This window comes from Bacillus sp. AF62 (genome assembly GCF_050312695.1).
Taxonomy (GTDB): Bacteria; Bacillota; Bacilli; order Bacillales; family Bacillaceae_G; genus Bacillus_A; species Bacillus_A cereus.
Window position 1 is genome coordinate 1 of record NZ_JBNPJZ010000092.1, and the last position, 676, is coordinate 676.

Sequence of the window (676 nt, forward strand, 5' to 3'; positions counted from 1 at the left end):
ATTGGATTTGTAGAAAAACCAATTACGACAAAAATCGGTGAACAAAAAGTAAAAGTGGAAACGAAAGATCGCTTTGGTAATAAAAAGGTGACAGAAGTTCCATTAGAAGTGATTTACGGTGATAGTATTATGTTCTTTGGTACAAGTTATGGAGGAACAAATATTAAATCGGTTGTCACGTTAAATCATGAAGAAAAGAAATTCAGTACAACAGATTCAGAAGGTCCAATGCATACTTCATTTGCAGATGAGAAGTATATGGCGATGACTGTATACGATAAAGATGGAAAAGAGAAGAAAACTCTATCAGTAAAAGCATCTGAAAATACAAAAGGATTTGCGGAACAATTCAACGAAATGACGTTTGAATATGGAGATATAGTAAAAGTATATCAAAAAGAGTTTGATAGATTTAAAGTAAATAAAAATAATGAACTAGTGGATACACAGTATGGTGTTCATGAAGTGATCTTTAAAGTGACAGAGCAAGGTTTCGAGAGAATGGAAGCTCAACAAGAAGTAACCGTAGTACCGCAAAAAGTAGTAATTGGGACAGAAGTTGAAAAATTAAATGCAAAAGATTTTGTTCAAGTAAAAGGTGGAGAAGTAATTGGATTTGTAGAAAAACCAATTACGACAAAAATCGGTGAACAAAAAGTAAAAGTGGAAACGAAAG

1 protein-coding gene is annotated in these 676 nt (G+C 32.5%); it reads left to right on the forward strand.

The annotated features are described in order from the left end of the window. Positions 1–676 (forward strand): putative mucin/carbohydrate-binding domain-containing protein (locus ACQRBL_RS24660; RefSeq protein ID WP_427735745.1); only part of this gene is annotated, 676 nt, incomplete at both ends.